Origin of the sequence: Plebeiibacterium marinum (genome assembly GCF_026013615.1) — a bacterium.
In the GTDB taxonomy this organism is placed as follows: Bacteria; Bacteroidota; Bacteroidia; order Bacteroidales; family Marinilabiliaceae; genus Saccharicrinis; species Saccharicrinis marinus_A.
Genome location: NZ_JAPDPI010000105.1, coordinates 1 through 1,966, shown reverse-complemented (window position 1 = coordinate 1,966; position 1,966 = coordinate 1). Strand labels below are relative to the sequence as shown.

The window sequence follows — 1,966 nt, the reverse complement described above, 5'->3', positions numbered from 1 at the left end:
AACCAAAAAAGGAGCAGAAGAGTATATTACTTCCTTATTGCGGGGGTTAAATATTGAACATGTTGAATTGGTATTTGAAACTGAAGCTCCTATAGCAGATCAAGTGAAAATGGCTGTGATGGAAGGTGTTGAAACGTATCCTGTTTGTCCGCAAGATATAGGCTTGGCATATTTACCTGAGTTTATAGGCGTTGTTAATTTGAAGGAGTAATAGGGGTAGATGATTTCTGGTAATATATGTTGAATGTCAGTAATCCTTTATTTTTTTACGTTACCATCTGATTTTAAATTATGACAGTAGAATTTCTACTGAAGTTACCACTGAGGACAAAACAGCCGTTGAGCAGATGCGACTGATAAAACAGATTGGCAATGAAGATAAACAAACCATATTTAAACTGATTGATAAAATGCTTACCAATAAAAAATTTAAAGACTTCTTTAATAGAAAAATTGCTACACTATAAAACATAAAAAGCCTGACATTACTGCCAGGCTTTATTTTTATATCGCATTATAAATGCTTCTCTTTAAATTCAGCACTCATTGCAAATAATCGACAATTGAATAACTAGAAATAAACTACTAACCACCTCTGACCACTCTACTTTTCATTGCCTTTTTACCTAAAAGCAATATACAAACAATAAAAAACAGAGAAGTATATATTCCAATCTTAACTTGTCTATTCTTTAAAGGAATCCCTTCAATATAACTTACACTGGGGATAATATTATTGTACATCACTATAATTGTATCATCAATGTTACAGTTATTATAATACTCATTTACCATTCGGTAATTTTCTTTATAAACACGGTTCTTTACCTCATATACATAATCAATATTAACATGGCTTGAGTCTTGAATAACATTGATTGAAGTTACCTCTGCAGCATTAAACGGGAATACTTCCAATAAACCATTTAAAACAAAAAGCTTATAGGAATCCACAAATAAAAAAAAACTCCAAAATATTAAACCCAAAAACCAAAATACCTTTACAACTATTCTCATTGATTATTCTTATTAAGTTCTTCTTGAATAATAGTAGTAACTGCGTTCGTACTTACCCCTGATGCTGCTCCTAGGCGAGTTGCATTAGTTGCTGCACCTCTTTGAGCTGCACCTATCGCTTTTCCAGTAGAATTAGCAAAATTTGCAACATTTTCATTTATTACCTCTTGTGCCAATTTCCCTTCTGCTCCAGCACTTCTAAGAGTTTGTGCTCCTTTCTCAATAGCCTTTTGGGTACCTATCTTTGATTGACTTGCTGCCTTTGAGGTAATACTGAATATACCTTTTGCAGTTGCTCCTCCAATTGCTCCTCCAATTGCTCCTGTAATAGCACCAGTTTTCATTTTTGCCCCCATTTTTTCAGTACTAATATTGCTTGCTGCTTTGTCAAAACTTTGTCCTTCAAGCATACCTTTTGTAATTTGTCCTGCCGCGTCACCTGCTGCAGCTCCAACAGCACCTCCTGCAGCTCCTGCAGCAGCACCAGCAATAACGACTGCTCCAACACCGCCAGTTGCTACAGTTGCTGCAACAGCCAAATCAACTGCTGCACCAGCAATTGCTCCAGATACAGCTCCTTCAACAGCAGCAGCCTTTACTGAATTCCAATCCCCACCACTACTTTGGTAAGCATCATAAGCACTATAAGCAGCTCCGACAACTGTTCCAATTAAAGTTCCTACGAACTTTCCATCCGGGTCGATATTCTTCGTTGGATTATTTAATGCATAATTATAGGGACTCCAATTAACATAGCTATCTGCTAAAGGGTCTACAACATTCCAACGCCCTAATTGTGAATCATAAAACCGGGCCCCGTAATCGTAACAATCCAAGCTTACTCCACCAAGATCGTCATCCTGGATTTCTTTTCCGTTGTAAAGATACTTGTTTTGTTGGTAATTGGTTGTAGCGGAGTTGTAGTTTTTTTGTTCCATAACCAAACCAA

General features: G+C 36.5%; 3 protein-coding genes. 1 reads left to right on the top strand and 2 read right to left on the bottom strand.

Annotation, left to right across the window (positions count from 1 at the left end; translation table 11 throughout):
- Positions 1-211: hypothetical protein (locus tag OM074_RS21035; RefSeq protein ID WP_301202682.1), on the top strand; the 211-nt coding region annotated here is incomplete at its 5' end.
- Between the two features lie 374 nt (positions 212-585).
- Here OM074_RS21035 and OM074_RS21030 read toward each other — a convergent pair.
- Positions 586-1,017 carry a hypothetical protein gene (locus tag OM074_RS21030; protein ID WP_301202680.1) on the bottom strand — a complete coding sequence of 144 codons (432 nt, stop codon included), beginning with the start codon at positions 1,015-1,017 and terminating at the stop codon, positions 586-588.
- Positions 1,014-1,966 (bottom strand): RHS repeat-associated core domain-containing protein (locus tag OM074_RS21025; protein ID WP_301202678.1); only part of this gene is annotated, 953 nt, incomplete at its 5' end. The genes OM074_RS21030 and OM074_RS21025, both read right to left, overlap by 4 nt.

Excerpts from the sequence above, each read along its gene's own strand:
- OM074_RS21030 (WP_301202680.1), bottom strand. The coding sequence starts at position 1,017 with ATGAGAATAGTTGTAAAGGTATTTTGGTTTTTGGGTTTAATATTTTGG.